This is a genomic window from Lentzea sp. NPDC005914, assembly GCF_040629405.1.
Lineage (GTDB): Bacteria > Actinomycetota > Actinomycetes > Mycobacteriales > Pseudonocardiaceae > Lentzea.
Map to the genome: position 1 here is coordinate 194,164 of NZ_JBEXVQ010000017.1, position 18,259 is coordinate 212,422.

The window sequence follows — 18,259 nt, forward strand, 5'->3', positions numbered from 1 at the left end:
TCTCCTGTGATCGAAACCCGACCACCGTAGTAACGGCGGCCTGGACTTGTCGAACCGTGTCGGTGCTCGGCACCCGTCCGTGCACCGGATATGGTTCGAACTGTTGTTCGTTCCGGTCGTGGGGAGCTGTTGTGCGCGTGTTCGGGGTCGACCCCGGTCTGACCAGGTGCGGCTTCGGCGTCGTCGACGGCGGGCCTGGGCGCGTGGTGCGTGCCGTGGCGGTCGATGTCCTGCGCACGCCCGTCGACGCTCCGCTGTCCGTGCGACTTCACGAGCTGTACATCGGCGTGTGTGAGTGGCTGGACCGTTATGAACCTCAGGTCGTCGCCATCGAACGCGTCTTCGCGCAGCACAACGTCCGCACCGCGATGGGGGTCGCGCAGGCGTCGGGTGTGGTGGCGCTGGCGGCGGCGCAACGGGGGCTGCCCGTGGAGTTCCACACGCCATCCGAGGTGAAGGCCGCGGTGACCGGGTCGGGGCGGGCGGACAAGGCGCAGGTGACCGCGATGGTGACGAAACTGCTCGGGTTGAAGGTGGCGCCGAAGCCGGCGGACGCGGCGGATGCGTTGGCGCTCGCGATCTGTCACCACTGGCGTGCGCCGATGCGGTCGCGGCTGGAGGAGGCGCAGGCTCGCGCCGCCGAACTCGCTCGCGTGCACAAGGCGAAGCTGGCTGAGGCGGCGCGGCGGAGCGGGTCATGACGGCTTCAGTGCGCGCCGGTCGGCTGGACGAGGCGCGGGTGACCGGGATGGTGACCAAGCTGCTCGGGCTGAAGGTGGCGCCGAAGCCGGTGGACGCGCTGGCGCTCGCGATCTGCCACCACTCGCGCGCACCGATGCGCGACCGCGTGCATGAGGCGAGGGCGGCTGAGCTGGTTCGCGCGCAGGAAGCGCAGACCAAAGCCGCTGAGCCGGCCCGCTTGCACAAAGCGCAGGCCAAGGCCGTCGAGTTGGCCCGCCTGCCCCAGACGAGGCTGGCTGAGGCGGCGCGGCGGACCGCGCCGTGACGAGCACGGTAGCTTCAGCGGCCACCGAAATTGTCGGTGCCGGCTGGAAGAATGAAATCAAGGGGTCCCCTTCGCGAGGGGACGCCTGCGCGAGCGTGAAGTCCGGAGGAACCAGGTGATCTCGTCACTGCGCGGCCAGGTGCAGCACGTCGGCCTCGACCACGCCGTAGTCGAGGTGGGCGGTGTCGGGTTCGCCGTCCAGATGACCCCGACCACGCTGGCCACGCTGCGCCGCGGCGAGGAGGCGAGTCTCGCCACCACGCTGATCGTGCGCGAGGACAGCCTCACGCTGTTCGGGTTCGCCGACGCAGAGGCGCGCGAGCTGTTCAGCCTGCTGCAGACGGTCAGCGGCATCGGGCCGCGGATCGCGCTGGCGACGCTGGCCGTGCTGGAGCCGGACAAGCTGCGGCACGCGCTGGCCGAGGGCAACATCACGGTGCTGACGCAGGTGCCGGGCATCGGCAAGAAGGGAGCGGAGCGGCTCATCATCGAGCTCCGCGACAAGGTCGGTGCGCTGCCCACGCCCACGATGCCGGCGCACAGCCAGACGCGTGACCACGTCGTCGAAGCGCTGCTCGGCCTCGGCTTCCCCGCGAAAGCCGCCGAAACCACAGTTGACGGTGTGCTGCAGGACAACCCCGACCAGTCCACGTCCGCCGTCCTGCGCCGTGCGCTCGCGACCCTGGGGCGCAAGTGACCGAGGACGAGACCAGTCCCTTCGCCGCGCCCGCCGAGCGTGACGTCGAGACCACGCTCCGGCCCCGCGACCTGCACGAGTTCGTGGGCCAGCAGCGGGTGCGCGAGCAGCTCGAACTCGTCCTTCACGGTGCCATGCGACGGGGCACCGCACCGGACCACGTCCTGCTCAGCGGGCCCCCCGGCCTCGGCAAGACCAGCTTGGCCATGATCATCGCCAAGGAGCTCAACAGCGCCATCCGCATCACCAGTGGGCCGGCTTTGGAGCGCGCGGGGGATCTCGCCGCGATGCTGTCCAACCTGGTCGAGGGCGATGTGCTGTTCATCGACGAGATCCACCGCATGGCCCGGCCGGCGGAGGAGATGCTGTATCTCGCGATGGAGGACTTCCGCGTCGACGTGGTCGTCGGCAAGGGGCCTGGAGCGACCAGTATCCCGCTCGATATCGCGCCGTTCACGCTGGTAGGAGCCACGACCCGCTCCGGAGCGCTCACCGGGCCCCTCCGAGACCGGTTCGGCTTCACCGGGCACATGGAGTTCTACAGCGCCGACGAACTCGACCTGATCGTGAAGCGCAGCGCCAAGATCCTCGGCGTCGACCTCGACGACGAAGGGGCGATCGAGATCGCCGGCCGGAGCAGGGGCACGCCCCGCATCGCGAACCGGCTGTTGCGCCGGGTGCGCGACTTCGCCGAGGTCAGGGCCGACGGCAAGGTGACCGAGGACATCGCCAAGCAGGCGCTCGAGGTCTACGACGTCGACCAGCTGGGGCTCGACCGGCTCGACCGCGCGGTGCTGAGTGCCCTGGTCAAGAGCTTCAACGGTGGTCCGGTCGGGGTGTCGACGCTCGCCGTCGCGGTCGGTGAGGAGCCGACCACGGTGGAAGAGGTGTGCGAACCGTATTTGGTGCGGGCTGGCATGCTGGCCCGGACACCGCGGGGCCGAGTGGCGACGCCGGCCGCGTGGCACCACCTGGGGCTGGAACCGCCCGCCGGTGATCAACTGTGGTGACCTGGCACAATCGGTGAAAGCACCTGGACATATCGGACGTGCGTCGAGCCACGTCCACTTGATCGGAGAATGATGGGCAGCCTTTCGTCTTTGATGTTCCCGTTGCTGCTGGTTCTGCTGGCCGTGCCGCTGTTCCTCAGCGCGCGCAAGCAGAAGCGTGCGATGGCCGAGCAGCAGAAGCTGCAGAACGACCTCGCTCCTGGCGACAAGGTCATGACGACTTCGGGTCTGTACGGCACCGTCGCCGACGCGAGCCACGACACCACCATCGACATCGAGATCTCCGAAGGTGTTGTCACGCGCTGGCTGCGTGCCGCCATCCGCGAGAAGGTCATCGAGACCGATGAGGCCGTGGTGGTCGACAACGAGACGGACGAGGCCGAGGCCGAGGTGACCACCGCACAGGTCGCCGAACCCCTCGACCACAACGTCAAGAAGTAACCACATAAGCTCGCACTCCTGGAGTTGGCAACTGTGAAATCCGCCAACTCCAGGTAGTGACGCGCAGCTCACGCGGCGCGCGTTACGCTGCGCGCTCGGAAACCATCGCTACTAGGAGACGGACGGATCGTGGCACCTCCGGCCGGGCAAATTCGCCCTGCGAAGTACTTGGCGAGTTTTGTCCTCATCGTGGTCGCTCTTTACGCCCTGGTGTTTTTCACCGGGAACGGTTCGGCCAAACCCAAGCTCGGTATCGACCTCCAGGGCGGCACCCTCGTCACGCTGACCGCGCGTCAGGAAGACGGAGCCCAGCCCAGCGAGGAGGCGCTGAACCGCGCACGTGACCTCATCGAGGTCCGCGTCAACGGTCTCGGTGTCTCCGGTGCCGAGGTCGTGCGAGACGGCAACAACCTGGTGATCACGGTCCCGGGCGCGGACAGCGAAGGCGCGAAGGGCCTCGGCCAGACCGCCCGCCTCGCGTTCCGCAAGGTTCTCGGCCAGCCGATCCCGGCAGGCGCGGCACCGAACACCGAGGCCCCGTCGTCGAGCACCCCGCCGTCGAGCGGTGCGAGCACTCCGCCGTCTTCTGGTCAGACCGTCGCGCCGCCGGCGTCGAGCGGCGCCCCGCAGGGCCGCCCCGCGCCGAACCTGGCCGCGCAGCCGTCGAGCACGCCGCCGTCCAGCAGCTCCGCTCCCTCGTCGAGCGCGCCGCCGAGCACGCCGTCGGCCCCCTCCAACGTCGACCCGAAGCTGGCGAAGGAGATCCAGGAGGCCAAGGCGCTGCGCCAGGCCACCGACCAGCAGATCCTCCAGCAGGCCGCGCTCCTGCTCGACTGCTCGAAGCCGGACCCGCTGCGCGGCAACGACGACCTGGACAAGCCGCTCGTCACCTGTGGCGAGAAGGGGACGTACAAGTACATCCTCGCGCCGGTCAACCCGCCGAAGGAAGACACGCAGTCCAAGCCGGACGACTACTCGACCTACTCCCGCCTGACGGGTGAGGACATCAACAACGCCGCGGCCAACAAGAACCCGAACGGCACCGGCTACGTCGTCAACCTCGACTTCAAGAGCGAGGGCGGCTCCAAGTGGGGCAAGTTCACCGCCGCGAACGTCCAGCAGGCCGTCGCGGTCGTGCTCGACGGTGAGGTCATGTCCGCGCCGACCATCCAGTCGGCCATCACCGGCGGCTCGACCGAGATCAGCGGCAAGTTCACGCTGACCGAGGCGCAGAACCTCGCGAACACCCTGAAGTACGGCGCGCTGCCGCTGTCCTTCGACGCCTCCGAGGCGCAGACGATCTCCCCGACGCTCGGCCTGCAGTCGCTCAAGGCGGGTCTCATCGCCGGCGGCATCGGCCTCGCCCTGGTGTTCGTCTACTGCATGTTCTACTACCGGCTCCTGGGCATCATGACGATCCTGTCGCTGGGCCTGTCCGGTGTGATCGTCTACGGCGTGCTGGTGCTGCTGGGCCGCTGGATCGGGTTCACGCTCGACCTCGCGGGCATCGCCGGTTTCATCGTCGCCATCGGTATTACCGCGGACTCGTTCATCGTCTTCTTCGAACGTCTGAAAGACGAAGTGCGTGAGGGCCGTACGTTCCGCTCGGCCGTGCCGCGCGCGTGGATCCGTTCGCGCCGCACGATCCTTTCCGCCGACGCGGTCAGCTTCATCGCCGCCGCCGTGCTGTACATCATCGCGGTCGGCCAGGTGAAGGGCTTCGCGTTCACCCTGGGCATGTCGACGGTCCTCGACCTCGTGGTCGTGTTCCTCGTGACGCACCCGCTGGTCGCGATGGCGTCGAAGTCCAAGTTCCTGACCAACCCGAACCTGTCCGGCCTGGGCGGTGCCGCGCGCGAAGGTGCCGCACACCGCGCGGGCACGACCGGCAAGACCGCCGTGAAGGAGGCCTGACATGAGCAACGTGTTCACGCGCCTCTACGTCGGCAACGGCGCTTTCGACATCGTCGGCAAGCGCGTCCGCTGGTACATCACGTCCGGCGTCATCCTGCTGATCTGCATCGGCTCGATGGTGTTCAACGGCTTCAACCTGGGCATCGACTTCAAGGGCGGCACGAAGATCTCGATGCCGTCGGTGTCGGCGACGAGCCAGGCGATCTCGACCGGCACGGTCGAGGACGTGTTCGGCAAGGCCCTGCCCGGCAAGAAGCCGAACGCCGTGCAGGCCGTCGGCACCGGTGACAACGCGACGATCCAGATCAAGTCGCCCGCGCTGACCGTCGGCGAGGTCGCGACCCTCAAGACCGCTCTCGCGCAGGACACCAACCCCAAGGGCGGGCAGGGCGCGATCTCCGACAGCGCCGTCTCGGCCTCGTGGGGCGGTGAGATCAGCGGCAAGGCCCTGTGGGCCCTCGTCTGGTTCTTCATCGCGGTGACGGTCTTCCTGGTGCTCTACTTCGAGTGGCAGATGGCCGTCGGCGCGCTCGTCGCCGTGTTCCACGACGTCATCATCACCGCCGGTGTGTACTCGATCATCGGCTTCGAGGTGACGCCCGCGACGGTGATCGGTCTGCTCACCATCCTCGGTTTCTCCCTGTACGACACGGTCGTCGTGTTCGACAAGGTCAAGGAGAACACCCGAGGCCTGCTGGGCCTGACGCGCCGCAGTTACGCCGAGGCCGCGAACCTCGCGCTGAACCAGACGCTGATGCGCTCGATCAACACGTCGCTGATCGCACTGCTGCCGGTCATCGGCCTGCTGGTCGTCGGCGTCGGCATCCTGGGTGTCGGCACGCTGCAGGACCTCGCCCTGGTCCAGCTCGTGGGCATGTTCATCGGCGCCCTGTCCTCGATCTTCCTCGCCACCCCGGTGCTGGTGGATCTGAAGATGCGCGACCCGAAGTACATCTCGCAGGCCAAGCGCGTGGCCGCCCGCCGCGCCAAGGCCTCCGGTCCTCAGGTCGCCGAGGGCATCGAGTCGGTGGACGAGGACGCCCTCGCCTCCGACCTGCGCCAGGAAGAGGCGATGGCCGCCGCCGCGTCGGTGCCTCACCGCACCGCCAAGGCCGCGGACACCCGCCGCCGCCCGACCGGAAAGCGTCAGCGTTGAAGCTGGACCGCGCTCTGGGACTGATGCGTGAGGTCCCCGACTTCCCCCTGAAAGGGGTCGTCTTCCGGGACCTCACGCCCGTCCTCGCCGACCCGGACGCCCTGCGCGCCGTGGTCGACGCCCTTCAGGACAAGATCGACGACAGCACCCAGGTGATCGCCGCCATAGAGTCGCGCGGCTTCCTCCTGGGTGCTGCCCTGGGCTACGGCTGGCGCTACGGCGTCGTGCCGCTGCGCAAGCCGGGCAAGCTGCCGGTGGTCGCCGACTCCGAGTCCTACGACCTGGAGTACGGCAAGGCCTCGCTGGAGCTGCCGGCGGACGCGATCCAGCCAGGGCAGCGCGTTGTCGTCGTGGACGACGTGCTGGCGACCGGTGGCACCGCCGAGGCCGCCTGCAAGCTCGTGGAGCGGGCGGGCGGCATCGTGACGGGGGTGTCGGTGGTGCTGGAGATCGCGGCGCTGGGCGGCCGCACGCGGCTCGCGGGCCGCGAGGTCAGCGCGCTGCTGGCGGTCTGAGCCTCACCGTTTCGCATCCTGCTGCTCGACGGGTTGTGGTGGGAGTGGTTCGGAGGGCGGCGACACCTCGCCGCCGGTGATCGCGCTCCAGATCGCGAGCACCGCGAGCGACGGTGTGAGGACCGCGGTCAGCTTCGAGGACAGGTTCTTCAGCGCGTAAGCCTCGAAGAAGCGCTGCAACCGGTTTCCGTCGGGAAGCGTGACGCCGTCGAGCGCGACCTTGTCCATGCGGAGTCCTGCGAAGACGAGCACGAGCGCGAAGGTGGCGATCGCGACCGGCGACTCCCATCCGCGGACACCCGACAGCTGGTTGACCGCCATCATGAGACCGGGACCGATCGCGTACACCGCGATGATCGGCAGAACCTTCAGCACGCCGCGGCTGCCGGGCAGGTGCTGCCAGATCAGGCCCGTCGCCGCGAGTGCGAACAGCCACTTGGCCGTCTCCCACACGACGTCGGTGACGATCCGCAGCAGCACGGAGTCCGCGTGGTTCAGCGTGATGACGGGGTTCGTCACGTAGCCCATCACGACCAGACCGGCTCCGCAGACGCCCGCCGCCGCCCCGCCCAGCCGCACCGCCTTGGCCATGTTTCCGAGCGGCTCTCCCGCGGGCCCGGCGGCCAGCAGCACGTCCACGGGCGTCGGACCTGGATTCGGATCGTGGCTCGCGTACCACTCGCTGGCTTTGGTCCGCAGGTCGGCGAGATTCAGATTGCGGCCCAGGCCCTTCACCTTGCTCAGCACGATCCAGGCCACCCACAGCAGGCCGAGGGTGACGGGCCAGACCGGCACGCTCCACCCGAGCACGGAGATCTCCCACAACACAACACCGACCGCGAGCAACACGAGCGCCGTCAACAGCGCGTCGTTGTCCATCGGCGTGAACTGGCGACCTTTGGCGAACTTCCACAGCGCTGCCACGGCGAGCCCGAGCAGTAGCCACTTCGCTTCGCCGAGCAACTCCCACGGGTAGAACCGGTAGACATCAACCAGTTTCAGCTCCGCCCGGCCGCCGAGCCACTCGGTGTTGTTGGCGTTCAGGACGGCGATCGCGTAGCGCTCGACCACGAGAACCGCGGCGCCCACAGCGCTCGTGACGAGCAGCCACAGCGGCAGTTGGCCTGCCGTCGCCTTCTTCCACAGCGTCATTTCCCACGCCTTGCCCGTCGCGGCGAGGAGAGTGAAAGTCATTAGGAACGCGAAACCGAGCTCAGCCCAGGACGCGTAGAACGTCGCGACCCACAGCAGCAGCATCCCGAGCCCGGCGAGCTCCGCGAACCCGCGGGACAACCACCAGGCGATGGCGAGTGACACGAGCAGCAGCGCAAGTCCCAGGTTCATCAACCGGTAGACGGCCACCCAGTCGAAGCCGGCGTTCCAGAACACGCCGGTGAACAAGTCCCTCACGCCCATGATCGCCATGACAACGACGAGTGTCCACACGGTGCGGAACTTGACGTGGTCGGCGCGCGATCCGAACTGCTTGTGGCGCAACAGGAACAGCGAGGCCCAGGCGACGCCGAGAGCGGTGAGTGCGCTGACGCCCCACGACACCGCGTGTCCCACCGGTGTGTTGCCCGCCTGAGCGATCGCGCTCTTCGCGTCGGGCTGCAGGTCGGCGGTGACCACGACGTTGTCGGCGAACGTGGGATCGAACTCGGACCAGTGCAACCTCGTCGGCGCGGCGTCGACCGACTGCCAGGGTTCAGGCGAGGCCAGCCACCCGGCCGGGGCGGAGATCGTCACTTCCCACGAGGCGGTGTGCAGCGGAGGAGGCGGTATCACCCGGAGGTGCCAGAGATCATCTTCCACCTGCACCTGAGTGGTGCCCGCCCAGTAGACCCCGACGTCGTCGACGTCGACGTGAACCTGGTCGACGACCTCGATGACCTCGTTGTCGTAGTCGATGCGGGTATCGGCGTCGCGCTCTTCGTTCGGGTTCTTGCCTGCGTGTAGAAGGCACGAGATCAGCATCTTGCGCGTTGGATCGGCATCGTGGTGCAGCAGGTTTTCCATGCGGGCGTTCGAGGTCGGGATCCGGATGGTCAGGCTGCTGGTGATGCGGGGATGGACGCGGCCGCTCGTGCCGACCTCGATTTCGGCGGCCACGCTGACGCGCTCGAACGCGCTGACATCGCACTTGTCGGGCGCCGGTCGCGGCGGGCCCGCGTTCGAATGCCACCACAGCGGCACGGTGACGGCCACCGCGGCCAGGATGAGCAGCACCAGAGCGCGGAACATGCCTGGGTATCGGGTTGGTCCGGCAACCGTTAGTTGCCGGCTTGGTTTTCACCCGAACGGGCCGATCGGTGGAGCGGTCAGCGTCCGGCCGGCGGTGTAGTCGTCTCGCGGTAGCCGGTGTACAGCCAGGCCGTGGTGCTGACCACGGCCGGCACCGAGATCGGCAGCGAGGCTCCTTCCAGCGCGTGCTCCTCCGCTGTGAGCAACATGCCGGTGTCGGGGGAGAACTCGAGGAACTTCCGCCGGTGACGTTCCTCGTCGAGGTGCGTCACCGTCGTCCCCTCCGCCGAGAGGCCTTCGCACTTCGCCAGGTGCAGCAGCAGGAGGTGTTGCAGCGCGGGCGTCACGACCTGCAGGTGCCAGACCTGCTCGAACGCCTTCATCACCGCGCTGGTGGTCGTTTTCGAGCTGAACCTGGTCAGCTCGGCCGCGAGCGTGTCCTCGTCGGTGGCGGTGACGAAGAGCTGTGCCGCGAGCTCGCCGGGACCGTAGTCGCCGCTGGGTTGAACCGGCTGGCCTTCCTTCGTCATCAGGATTCGGCCTGAACCGTCGGCGGCGACCCAGTCGTGGCGCTCGTACGGCTCGACGCTGCCGGTGATCGTGTTTTCGCCGGATCGTCGCAGGTAGTGGTTGATGCGGAGATGCACGCCCCTGGTGTGGATGTAGTGGTACCTGCCGGTGCCCTCGGGTTCTGGCGCGCTGGCGGCTTTGCGTGCGAGGGCGTGCAGCAGTTCGGTGGCCATCAGCTCGTCACCGGCACGACGAAGCGGTAGGCGACGACGACGGTCAGCGCCCACAGGAAGTAGAAGATCGGCAGGCCTAGCAGGATCAGCCGCCACGCCTTCATGCCGCCGTGCGCGACCTTCCACAGCGCGATCGAGGCGCCCAGCCACGGGACCACGCCGAGGTACAACGTCCGTTCCGCGTTGTTCTCGACGAGGTTGAGCACGACGATCGCGGCGTACCAGATGCCGGCGAAGGCCAGGCACTGCCAGTACGGGCGTGGTTTTGCGGGTGCGTGCATGTTTTCTCAGGACTCCCCAGGCCGGTTCATCGAGCTTCTCAGCTCGGGGGCGGCGGCGCTACGAAGCCGGCGCCGATCGTGACGAACACCAGCGCCACCATCGACAGGAGGAACGTCCACACGGCCAACTGCCACCACTGGGCCGCCGTCGCGCTTCTGAACAGGAGCCAGCTCACGGCGGTGGCCAGGAGCCAGGCCACGGCGGTGCCGGCCAGGGCTCGCGCGTCGAAGTTCGCGGAGTCGTCGAGGGCCAGGTAGGCCATGGTGCCGAGCCAGACGGCGTTCATGGCCGCGCACCACAGCAGCGTTCTCACGTTTTCACCCTAATGAGCTGGTTCGTGGAGCCGGGTCAATCTCTAACGTCGGGGAAATGAGTGTGATCACCTCCACCGCCTACAGCCGCGACCTGGGCGACGAGTTGCGACGGCTGCGCGAGAAGTTCACGTCGTTGACCGGGGCCGCCTTCGCCGAGCAGCTCGGCTGGGATCCCAGCAAAGTGTCCAACATCGAGAACGGCAAGGCACGTGCGAGCGAGATCGACCTCATCCAGTACTTCATGACGTGCGGCCGCGACACCCCCTTCTTCGAACGCTTCCGCGACCGGTACCGCCACGCCTTCGACCCGTACGTGGCGCTGGTGTCGGACAATCTCAGAACGCTCGCCATGGCGGAGGTGCAGGCCAAGAAGATCACCACCTATGACGCGCTGACGATGCCGGGCCTCCTTCAGACCCCGGAGTACGCGCGGGCGCTGTTCACGGAGGGCGGCCACGCGGCCCTGACGGACGTCGAGAAATACGTCAAGTTCCGCACGGACCGGCAGTCGATCATGAGGCGTCACAATCGCCCCGAATGTCTCTTTTACGTGCACGAGCTCGCCCTGCAGATCCGGGTCGGCGACGCGCGGATCATGGAGGAGCAGTACCTCCGCCTGCTTTTTCACACGCACGTCCTCCGCATCGTGCCGATGTCGGCGGGTGCGGCCATCGCGACGCGATCCGCCCGCATGCTGTTCAACTTCGAGAAGCACGTACCCGTGGCGTATGCGGAGACCGATGTGGCTCAGGTGTTCGCGCACGACGGCAAGGCCATCGCGAGCAGCAGGGAGTTCTTCACGTGGTTGGAAACGCAAGCTTTGGATGAGGGACAATCGCGGAACCTGCTGACGAGCTACGTCAGCGGACTGCGAGAGGACTTCCATGAGCCCCGAGCGGAGCTGGCGTAAGAGCACGTACAGCGGGGACACGGGCAGCGGTTCGTGCGTCGAGGTGTCTCTCGCTCAGGACGCTCTCGTGCGTGACTCGAAGGCCACTGGGCGTGACGCCCTGGTCTTCTCGATTCAGGCGTGGCGGGCGTTCGTGGTGAGCGTCGCCTGATCGGCCCAGCAAAAGTTCGGCCGACGTTCACCGTGTGAGCTGCGCCGCTCAGCGCCCCATCGGAAGTTTCGTCAGCGTAAACGCGTTATCCTCGGTACTCGCGAGACCCGAGGAGCGTGGGGTTGAGTCAAGACACCGAACCCGCTGCGACGGCTGTTCAACCGTCGGCTACCCGGCGTGTGCGCGCCCGCCTTGCGCGGCGCATCACCGCCCAACGTGCGGCCCCGGTGAAGCAGGTCCTCGAACCTCTCGCCGCCGTGCACCGTGACCTCCATCCCAAGGCCGATCTGGCGCTTCTGCAGCACGCGTACGACGTTGCCGAGGAGAAGCACCGCCCGCAGCGCCGCAAGTCCGGCGACCCGTACATCACCCACCCGCTCGCCGTGGCGACGATCCTCGCCGAGCTGGGCATGGACACCACGACGCTGGTGGCCGCGCTGCTGCACGACACCGTGGAAGACACCGACTACTCGCTCAACCAGCTCAAGGAAGACTTCGGTGAGGAAGTCGCCCGGCTGGTCGACGGCGTCACGAAGCTCGACAAGGTCAAGCTGGGGGCAGCGGCCGAGGCGGAGACCATCCGCAAGATGGTGATCGCGATGGCGAAGGACCCGCGGGTCCTGGTCATCAAGCTCGCCGACCGGCTGCACAACATGCGCACCATGCGGTTCCTGCCGCCGGAGAAGCAGGCCCGCAAGGCCCGCGAGACGCTCGAAGTGCTCGCGCCGCTGGCCCACCGCCTGGGCATGGCGACCGTCAAGTGGGAGCTCGAGGACCTCGCGTTCGCGATCCTGCAGCCCAAGAAGTACGACGAGATCGTGCGGCTGGTCGCCAAGCGCGCGCCCAGTCGTGACACGTACCTGCGGACCGTCGTCGAGGAGCTCAACGGTCAGCTCGACGCGGCGCGGATCGTGGCGAAGGTCGAGGGCAGGCCGAAGCACTACTACTCGATCAACCAGAAGATGATCGTCCGCGGCCGGGACTTCGACGACATCCACGACCTGGTGGGTGTGCGGATCCTGGTCGACGAGGTGCGCGACTGCTACGCCGCGATGGGTGTGGTGCACGCGGCCTGGCAGCCGATGCCCGGACGGTTCAAGGACTACATCGCGCAGCCGCGGTTCGGCGTCTACCAGTCGCTGCACACGACCGTCATCGGTCCCGACGGCAAGCCTCTCGAGGTGCAGATCCGCACGTCGGAGATGCACCAGCGGGCCGAGTACGGCATCGCGGCGCACTGGCGGTACAAGGAGACCAAGGGCACGCACAACGGCAAGTCCGTCGAGATCGACGAGATGGCGTGGATGCGCCAGCTCCTCGACTGGCAGCGGGAAGCCGCGGACCCCGGTGAGTTCCTCGAGGGCCTGCGCTGGGACCTCGCCGCGCGCGAGATCTTCGTGTTCACGCCCAAGGGTGACGTCGAGACGCTGCCGACGGGCTCCACGCCCGTCGACTTCGCCTACTCGGTGCACACCGAGGTCGGTCACCGCTGCATCGGCGCCCGCGTGAACGGTCGCCTGGTCGCTCTCGAACGCAAGCTCGAGAACGGCGAGGTCGTCGAGATCTTCACCTCCAAGGCGGAGGGGGCGGGCCCGTCGCGCGACTGGCTGTCGTTCGTCGCCTCCCCGCGCGCCAAGGCGAAGATCAAGCAGTGGTTCGCCAAGGAGCGCAAGGAAGAGGCGATCGAGCAGGGCAAGGACGCGATCACGAAGGAGGTCCGCCGCGTCGGACTTCCGATCCAGCGCCTCGTCTCGGTCGACTCGATGCAGGCTCTCGCCAAGGAACTGCACTACCCGGACATGAGCGCGCTGTACGCGGCGGTCGGCGAGGGTCACACCTCGGCCCGTCACGTCGTGCAACGTCTCGTGGCCCAGCTCGGCGGTGTGGACCACGCCGAGGAGGAGCTGGCCGACCGCGCCACCCCGTCCACGGTCACCCGGCGCCGCCCCACCGGCGACGCGGGCGTGATCGTCAAGGACGCGGGCGACGTGTGGGTGAAGCTCGCCCGCTGCTGCACCCCGGTGCCGGGCGACGACATCCTCGGGTTCGTGACGCGCGGTGGTGGTGTCTCCGTGCACCGCACCGACTGCACGAACGCCGACGAGCTGCTGAAGTCGCCGGAACGCCTGCTCGACGTCGAGTGGGCGCCGTCGTCCTCCAGCGTGTTCCTGGTGGCCATCCAGGTGGAGGCGCTCGACCGGCACCGCCTGCTGTCGGACGTCACGAAGGTGCTGGCCGACGAGCGCGTGAACATCCTGTCGGCGTCGGTGACGACGTCGCGGGACCGCGTGGCCGTGAGCCGGTTCTCGTTCGAGATGGGCGACCCGAAGCACCTCGGGCACGTCCTCAAGGCCGTGCGGAGCGTGGAGGGCGTCTACGACGTCTACCGCGTGACGTCAGCCTCGTAAGCCCGGAATTCGCAAGCGCAGAAGGAGCCCCCGGCCGACAGCGGCTGGGGGCTTCCGCGTGCCCAGTGCCGTGTCCGCATGCGGTCACCGGGCCGGTGATCCTCGGCGTCAGTCAGGAGCCGAGCTCAGCTGACCAGTCCCGTCATCGCCTGCGGCCCTACCGCCGGTTCGAGCAGGGACAACGTCCGCTGCCCCGCATCGAGACCGACGCGGATGCCGACCGGCATCGGCAGATTCGGGCCGGCATGCCCGAACTCGACGTTGCCCAGGACCGGGATGTCACGGTCGCCGAGGACGTCGAGGACGATCTCGGACAGGGTCGGGGAGGCGCCGGGCTCGAGTCCGCTGATCTCGCGCGGTACGCCGACGACCATCCCGGAGATCCGATCGAGGATGCCGCCGTGTCGCATCACCTGCAGATAGCTCCACACGTGCGATGCCAGGCCGCCCATCTCCTCCCAGAACAGCACCGCACCATCGAACCGTTCGAGCGGCAGCGCGAAACGCGTCGCCTGCGCCAGCACGATGCGATTGATCACCCCGCCGATCAGCCGGCCTTCGGCACGACCAGGACGCCAGCACTCCCACGACGGGCTCACCGGCAGCGCACCGATCGCCGCGGTACCGGTCAGCAACCTGGAGTAGAGCTTCTCGAGTTCCGCTTGGCGCGCCACGGGCGCAGACTGCCAGTGCCCGCCGAAGCCAGGGACCGCCATGTCGGCGTGGAAACCGACCAGACCCGTGCGCGCGTAGAGCACCAGATGCAGCAGCGAGATGTCGCTGTAGCCCAGGATCGGCTTGGGGTCGGCCCTGATCGCCTCGACGTCGATCAGGTCGAGGTAGCCGAGCGCCGTCTGGCCACCGTCACTCGCGATGATCGCGCGCACCTCAGGATCACGCAGAAGACCGTTGAGCTCCCCGGCGATCTCCGCCGGCGTGGCCGCGCTCCACCAATGGCGCCGGCCTGCTTCGAGCAGCGGAGCCCGGCGCACGCGGAATCCCATCCGCTCGAGCACGACCACCGTCCGCTCGACGTTGGGCTCGCCAGCGGCCGGCAGCGGACCGGACAGCGATGCGATGACAACGAGGTCTCCTGGCCTGAGGGCACGCGGTCGAAGCAGTTGAGGCAGTGCGGAACCGGTCATGGCGTCAGTGTCGGGTGATGGTCAGAGCACTAGCGGACCGGGATGCGCCAGTTCTGCGCGGCCGTGCCGTTGCAGTCCCAGAGCTGCAACGGCGTGAGGTCGGTGGCCTTCCCGTCCTTCGGCTCGAGGCACCGGCCGGACTTCACGTTGATGAACGTCGAGCCCTGCACGCGCCACTTCTGCGCGGGCGTGCCGTTGCACTGCCACAGCTGGATCGGCGTCCCGGGCTCGACGAGCCCGTCCTTGGCCTCGAGGCACTTGCCCAGCGCCCGCAGCGTGCCGTCCGCGGCCACCTTGACGTCCTGCGCGCCCGAGCCGTTGCAGCCGAACAGCGCGACGGGCGTGCCGTTGGCCGGGTCGGCGCCGAAGACGTCGGCGCACTGGCCGCCGAGGCCGGTGATCCGGTCCGCCGGGCGCGGCATCGTGAACGTCCGGGCGCCGATCTTCAGCGTGCCGTCCGAGGTGTCCCAGCGGGTCGTGCAGGCGCCCAGAACAGATGCGCCGGCGCCGTCGAGGGTGAGGCACCTGCCCAGCGCGCGGATCGTGCCGTCCGGAGCGGCCGTCCAGCGCTGGGCACCGGTGCCGTTGCAGGTCCAGAGGTGGACCGGGGTGCCGGGGGCGTCATTGGCGTCCGCGACGTCGAGGCACTGGGAGTCGCTGACGATCTCGCCGGTGGCGCCGTTCGGGATCCGTGACGCCTGCTGTGCAACTGTTCCGGTGAGGCGAACGTCCCTCGAGGACGATCCGACCGAGATCGTGTACTCGCCGCCGGGCACGCGGAACGCTCGGTCCTCGGTGTCCCAGATCGCGAACGCCTCGCGGTCCAGCTCGACCGAGACGCGCCGCGACTCGCCCGGAGCCAGTGACACCTTCGAGAACCCGCGCAGCTGCCGTGGCGGCTCACCCGCGGCCTCCGGGTAGCCGACGTAGACCTGCGGCACGGCCGAACCCGTCCGCGAGCTCGTGTTGCGCACGTCGAACGACACGGCCGCGGGCGTCACGGTCAGGCCGCTGTAGGAGAACGTCGTGTAGCCGAGGCCGTGCCCGAACGGGAACAGCGGCGCCGTGCCGGAAGCGTCGTACCAGCGGTAACCGACCTGCAGGCGCTCGCTGTAGTCGTAGTTGCCGCCGGTGCCGGGGTACTGCGCGGGCGTGCGCATCGGCGAGGACGCGAGGTTCACCGGGAACGTCATCGGCAGCCGCCCTGACGGCTCGACGGCGCCGGACAGCACGTCCACCAGCGCGTTCCCGCCCTGCTCGCCGGGGTACCAGGCCTCCAGGAGGGTGTGCGCGGAGGAGATCCACGGCATCGTCACCGGGCCGCCGGTCTCCAGCACGACGATCGTGTTCGGGTTCGCGGCGGTCACTGCGGCGATCAGCTCGTCCTGGCTGCCGGGCAAGTCGAGGGACGCGCGGTCCTCGCCCTCCGTCGACTCGTCGCCGACGATCACCACGGCCACCTCGGCGTTGCGCGCGGCCGCGGCGGCCTCCTGGACGAGCGGGTCGTGCGCGACGGGCGTGGACCAGCCGAGCCGCAGTTCCGCCTCGTCGGCTGCCTCGTAGTACTCGACCTGGAACTGGTGCGGCACGCCTGCCTGCAGCGTGAGGCGGTGGCGGCGGGTCTGGGGCCTGTGGTCGCCCCAGTTGTCGACGACCAGCTGGCCGTCGACGTAGAGGCGGCTGCCGTCGTCGCTGGTCGTCGCGAGCTCGTAGAGGCCGGTGCCGGGCGCGGTGAAGGTGCCGGACCAGCGTGCGGACCAGCCGTCCGCCGGAACGCCGCTCTCCGGTGCGTTGGTGCCCCACTTGAAGTCGACGGCGCTGCCGTTCGGGTAGCTGACCGTCCTCAATGGAGTGCCGGACAACGTTGTGCCGGAGTAGAAGTCCGCGCGCAGGCCGGTGATCGCGGTGCCGGGCAACGCGGTGGGCGGGATCGGCGAGCCAACCGAGTAATTCACGCCGGGGTACTTGGCGCGCAACGCGTCGACGGGCTTCACCTTGTGCGCCTCGTACGCCGTCACCTTCGAACTACCGCCGCCGCCCTGGTGCACGGTGTCGGCGTACCCGCCCGAGACGGCGATCGAGCGGGGTGCGTTGAGCGGCAACAGGTTCCGGTCGTTCTTCAGCAGCACCGTTCCCGCCGCGGCCTGCCTGCGGACCACGGCGGCGTGGGCGGCGGGGTCGACTGCGGGCAGTTGCTCACCGTCGAACGAGCCGGCGCGGAACATCATCCGCAGCACGCGCCGCGCGTGGTCGTCGAGGACCGCGCGGGCCAGCCTGCCGTCGCGGACGGCGGGTGCCAGTTCGGCGAAGTGGTTCGTGCCGCCGAACTCCTGGTCCAAGCCCGCGAGCGCGGACCGCACACCGGACTTCGTGGCGGGGTAGTCGGAGCCGACCGCGCCGTCGAAACCCCACTGGTCCTTGAGAACATCGTTGAGCAGAGGGAAGTTCTCGCACGCGAACTGCCCGTTCACCTTGTTGTAGGCGCACATCGCCGACCACGCGTTCTTCGTCGCGGCGGCGAACGCGGGCAGGTAGATCTCTCGCAGCGTGCGTTCGTCCACGTTGGAGCTACCGGTCTGGCGGTCCTTCTCCTGGTTGTTGGCCGCGAAGTGCTTCACCTGGGCGGCGACTTTCTGGCTCTGCACGCCCTCGACGAAGCTCGCGCCGAGCACGCCCGCGAGGTGCGGGTCCTCGCCGTAGCTCTCGAAGTTCCGGCCCGCCTGCGGCACCCGCACGATGTTGATCATCGGCGCGTACAGGACCTGGTAACCGCGCGCCTTGGTCTCCCTGCCCATCACGGCGCCCGCCTCGGCGTTGAGGCCGCGGTCGAAGCTCGCCGCGAGGGCGACCGGTGCCGGGAAGGCGGTGGCCTCGGCGCCGTCCCGCACGCCCGCCGGGCCGTCGGTGAGGCGCAGCGGCGGGATGTCGAGGCGCGGGATGCCGGCCACGTAGCCGACCACGCGTTCGCCGGGCGGTTCGAGGATGCCGTGCAGGAGCGTGGCCTCCTCGTCGACGGTCAGCTGCTCCAGGAGCGCGTTGACCCGTTGCTCGAGCGGCTGGTTCGGCTGCAGCCACAACGGCTCCGCTTGTGCGGCGGGAGGTGCCGTGACGAGCGCACTCGCCAGCAGGACCGCGGCGGCCGCGATCCGGGTCGTTCCTCGCATGTGAAGTTCCCCCAGGCACGAAAAAGGCCCCCGGAGCGTATCCGGGGGCCCTGTTCGTGAGTGCCTAGTGCGTGTCCTGTAAGTCATCGGAGCCAGAGCACGATGGCGGCGATGGTGAGTTCGGCCTGGTAGTAGGCGACGCGCTTGGCGTAGCGGGTC

Annotated in this window: 17 protein-coding genes; 11 read left to right on the forward strand and 6 right to left on the reverse strand. The window is 68.5% G+C overall.

The features are described from left to right. The first annotated feature begins 131 nt into the window (after nt 1-131). The 8 genes from ruvC to ABZ345_RS24840 all read left to right on the forward strand — a co-directional run bounded on the left by ruvC (nt 132) and on the right by ABZ345_RS24840 (nt 6,739). On the forward strand, nt 132-701 hold the full coding sequence (gene ruvC / locus ABZ345_RS24805) for a crossover junction endodeoxyribonuclease RuvC (RefSeq protein WP_359853101.1): 570 nt from the start codon (nt 132-134) through the stop codon (nt 699-701). After that, on the forward strand, nt 698-1,006 hold the full coding sequence (locus ABZ345_RS24810; protein ID WP_359853104.1) for a hypothetical protein: 309 nt from the start codon (nt 698-700) through the stop codon (nt 1,004-1,006). Before ruvC ends, ABZ345_RS24810 begins: the two co-directional genes overlap by 4 nt. A gap of 115 nt (nt 1,007-1,121) precedes the next feature. After that, nucleotides 1,122-1,703: a Holliday junction branch migration protein RuvA gene (gene ruvA / locus ABZ345_RS24815; RefSeq protein ID WP_359853107.1), complete on the forward strand. Its 582-nt coding sequence runs from the start codon at nt 1,122-1,124 to the stop codon at nt 1,701-1,703. After that, nucleotides 1,700-2,713, forward strand: coding sequence for a Holliday junction branch migration DNA helicase RuvB (gene ruvB, locus ABZ345_RS24820; RefSeq protein ID WP_359853110.1), 1,014 nt, complete (start codon nt 1,700-1,702; stop codon nt 2,711-2,713). The genes ruvA and ruvB overlap by 4 nt, the downstream gene beginning before the upstream one ends. Before the next feature lie 93 nt (nt 2,714-2,806). Next, the gene (gene yajC, locus ABZ345_RS24825; protein WP_359853161.1) at nt 2,807-3,154 is read left to right on the forward strand and encodes a preprotein translocase subunit YajC; all 348 of its coding nucleotides are present in this window, start codon (nt 2,807-2,809) and stop codon (nt 3,152-3,154) included. Between the two features lie 129 nt (nt 3,155-3,283). Beyond that, on the forward strand, nt 3,284-5,068 hold the full coding sequence (gene secD / locus ABZ345_RS24830) for a protein translocase subunit SecD (RefSeq protein WP_359853112.1): 1,785 nt from the start codon (nt 3,284-3,286) through the stop codon (nt 5,066-5,068). Between the two features lies 1 nt (nt 5,069). After that, nucleotides 5,070-6,224, forward strand: a complete 1,155-nt coding sequence (secF, locus tag ABZ345_RS24835) for a protein translocase subunit SecF (RefSeq protein WP_359853115.1) — start codon at nt 5,070-5,072, stop codon at nt 6,222-6,224. 23 nt (nt 6,225-6,247) lie between these two features. Then, nucleotides 6,248-6,739, forward strand: coding sequence for an adenine phosphoribosyltransferase (locus tag ABZ345_RS24840; RefSeq protein WP_359853118.1), 492 nt, complete (start codon nt 6,248-6,250; stop codon nt 6,737-6,739). A 3-nt stretch (nt 6,740-6,742) separates the two neighbouring features. On the opposite strand, the gene ABZ345_RS24845 is transcribed toward ABZ345_RS24840, so the two are convergent. The 4 genes from ABZ345_RS24845 to ABZ345_RS24860 all read right to left on the reverse strand — a co-directional run bounded on the left by ABZ345_RS24845 (nt 6,743) and on the right by ABZ345_RS24860 (nt 10,321). Further along, nucleotides 6,743-8,983, reverse strand: a complete 2,241-nt coding sequence (locus tag ABZ345_RS24845) for a DUF6185 family protein (RefSeq protein WP_359853121.1) — start codon at nt 8,981-8,983, stop codon at nt 6,743-6,745. 77 nt (nt 8,984-9,060) lie between these two features. Then, complete coding sequence (locus tag ABZ345_RS24850) at nt 9,061-9,726, reverse strand: hypothetical protein (RefSeq protein WP_359853124.1); 666 nt, start codon at nt 9,724-9,726, stop codon at nt 9,061-9,063. Further along, a complete protein-coding gene (locus tag ABZ345_RS24855; RefSeq protein ID WP_359853127.1) occupies nt 9,726-10,007 on the reverse strand; it encodes a hypothetical protein in 282 nt (93 codons plus the stop codon). The genes ABZ345_RS24850 and ABZ345_RS24855 overlap by 1 nt, the downstream gene beginning before the upstream one ends. Nucleotides 10,008-10,045: 38 nt before the next feature. After that, entirely contained in the window at nt 10,046-10,321 is a 276-nt protein-coding gene (locus ABZ345_RS24860; RefSeq protein ID WP_359853129.1) for a hypothetical protein, read from the reverse strand. Nucleotides 10,322-10,377: 56 nt separating this feature from the next. On the opposite strand from ABZ345_RS24860, the gene ABZ345_RS24865 reads away from it, so the two are divergent. The 3 genes from ABZ345_RS24865 to ABZ345_RS24875 all read left to right on the forward strand — a co-directional run bounded on the left by ABZ345_RS24865 (nt 10,378) and on the right by ABZ345_RS24875 (nt 13,791). Continuing rightward, complete coding sequence (locus tag ABZ345_RS24865; RefSeq protein ID WP_359853131.1) at nt 10,378-11,232, forward strand: helix-turn-helix transcriptional regulator; 855 nt, start codon at nt 10,378-10,380, stop codon at nt 11,230-11,232. Then, nucleotides 11,207-11,383: a DUF397 domain-containing protein gene (locus ABZ345_RS24870; RefSeq protein ID WP_359853133.1), complete on the forward strand. Its 177-nt coding sequence runs from the start codon at nt 11,207-11,209 to the stop codon at nt 11,381-11,383. Before ABZ345_RS24865 ends, ABZ345_RS24870 begins: the two co-directional genes overlap by 26 nt. Nucleotides 11,384-11,505: 122 nt before the next feature. Beyond that, nucleotides 11,506-13,791, forward strand: a complete 2,286-nt coding sequence (locus ABZ345_RS24875) for a bifunctional (p)ppGpp synthetase/guanosine-3',5'-bis(diphosphate) 3'-pyrophosphohydrolase (protein WP_359853136.1) — start codon at nt 11,506-11,508, stop codon at nt 13,789-13,791. A gap of 125 nt (nt 13,792-13,916) precedes the next feature. Here ABZ345_RS24875 and ABZ345_RS24880 read toward each other — a convergent pair whose 3' ends face one another. Further along, nucleotides 13,917-14,936 carry a S66 peptidase family protein gene (locus tag ABZ345_RS24880; RefSeq protein ID WP_359853138.1) on the reverse strand — a complete coding sequence of 340 codons (1,020 nt, stop codon included), beginning with the start codon at nt 14,934-14,936 and terminating at the stop codon, nt 13,917-13,919. Between the two features lie 29 nt (nt 14,937-14,965). Continuing rightward, on the reverse strand, nt 14,966-18,100 hold the full coding sequence (locus ABZ345_RS24885; protein ID WP_359853141.1) for a glycoside hydrolase family 3 C-terminal domain-containing protein: 3,135 nt from the start codon (nt 18,098-18,100) through the stop codon (nt 14,966-14,968). Between the last annotated feature and the right edge of the window lie 159 nt (nt 18,101-18,259).